The sequence below is a fragment of the Pyxidicoccus trucidator genome, from assembly GCF_010894435.1.
In the GTDB taxonomy this organism is placed as follows: domain Bacteria; phylum Myxococcota; class Myxococcia; order Myxococcales; family Myxococcaceae; genus Myxococcus; species Myxococcus trucidator.
In genome coordinates this window covers 1-1,757 of the sequence record NZ_JAAIXZ010000054.1, presented here as the reverse complement: position 1 = coordinate 1,757, position 1,757 = coordinate 1, and the positions used below count along the sequence as shown (strand labels likewise).

Annotated in this window: 1 protein-coding gene; it reads right to left on the bottom strand. The window is 70.9% G+C overall.

Annotation, left to right across the window (positions count from 1 at the left end; genetic code table 11):
• Positions 1–1,757: non-ribosomal peptide synthetase (locus G4D85_RS48335; protein ID WP_164021891.1), on the bottom strand; the 1,757-nt coding region annotated here is incomplete at both ends.

Here is a 1,757-nt window from a genome sequence, read left to right as displayed (position 1 = left end):
CGGGAGGAGTCAGGCGCCTCGGGCGCAGGCAAGGCCTTGCGGTCCACCTTGCCGTGGGACGTCAGGGGCAGGGCCTCCAGCTGTACGAAGGCGGAGGGCACCATGTACTCGGGCAGTAGCTGGCGCAGCGACTGCTTGAGGGCGTCCAGCTCGAGCGTGGGGCCCGGCCGAGGCACGACGTAGCCCACCAGGCGCTTGTCGCTGCCTTCTCCCCGTGCCACCACCACCGCGTCCTTCACCGCCTCGTGCTGGCACAGCGCCGCCTCCACCTCGCCCAGCTCGATGCGGAAGCCGCGCAGCTTCACCTGGAAGTCGACGCGGCCCAGGAACTCCACGCGGCCATCCGGCAGGAAGCGCCCCAGGTCTCCGGTGCGGTACATCCGGCCGCCCTCGGGGCCGAAGGGGTCGGGAAGGAAGCGCTCCGCCGTCAGCGCCGGGTTGTGCAGGTAGCCGCGGGCCAGGCCCGCGCCGGAGGTGTACAGCTCTCCGGCGACGCCGACGGGCACCGGCTGCAGCAGCCCGTCGAGCAGGTATACCTGGGTATTGTCCACCGGCAGGCCCAGGGGCACCGAGGCCCCCTCGCGCAGCAGCTGCACCGGCTCGCAGCTGGTGAAGGTGGTGTTCTCCGTCGGGCCGTAGACGTTGATGAATTGGCAGTGCAGCAGGTGCTGGCGCAGGCGGCGCACGTGCACCGGGGAAATGACATCGCCCCCCGCCAGCAGGTAGCGCAGGCCCTGGAGGGCGTCGAGCTGGTGGTCCACCAGCTGGTGGAAGAGGGACGCCGTCAGGAGGAGGGTGGTGACGCGGTGGCGGCGCAGCTGGTGGCCCAGGGCTTCGAGGGACAGAGAGCCGGCCTCGGCCACGGCGACGGTGGCGCCGTTGAGAAGGCCCGCCCAGATTTCGAAGGTGGCCGCGTCGAAGGAGACGGCGTTGACGTGAAGCAGCACGTCGTCCTGGGTGAGGTGGATGTAATTGGAAGCGCGCGCCAGGCGGATGACGCCCCGGTGGGGAAGGCCAACGCCCTTGGGCCGTCCGGTGGAGCCGGAGGTGTAGTTGATATAGGCCAGCTGCTCGGAGGAGACGCCGGGGACGAGGGGGATTGGCTGGCAGGAGGCAATGGCGGCGGCCTGCGAGTCCAGACACACGAGGCGGGTGGTGGTTTCGGGCAGCCGGGGAAGGAGGGGGGAGGAGGTGAGGAGCAGCCGGGCGCGGGCGTCCTCCAGCATGAAGGCCAGGCGCTCGCGGGGAGCGGCCAGGTCCAATGGAAGGTAGGTAGCGCCGGCCTGGAGGATGGCGAGCAGGCAGATGACGGTGTCGGCCGAGCGCTCCAGGTACACGCCGACGACGGACTCCGGCCCGGTGCCCAGGGACTGGAGGTAGGCGGCCAGGACGCGGGAGCGGTGGGAGAGCTGCTGGTAGGAGAGGCGCTCGTCGCCGGCCAGCAGGGCGGTGGCCTGGGGCGTGCGGGAGGCCTGCTGCTCGAAGAGCTCATGGACGCCGAGGTGCAGGGGCTGGTCGGCGGCGGTGGAGTTCCACAGCACCAGTTGCCGCTGGCGCTCCTCGTCGCTGAGCAGGGGCAGCGTCGCGAGGGGCCGGGCCGGCATGGAGAGAATGCCTTCCAGCAGCCGCTGGAAGTGGCCCAGCAGCCGGGCCGGGGTGTGCGCTTCGAACAGCTCGGTGCTGTACTCCAGCGTGCCGCTCAGTCCCTGGGGCGTCTCGGTGAAGATGACGCTCAGGTCGAACTTGGCCGTCTGGCC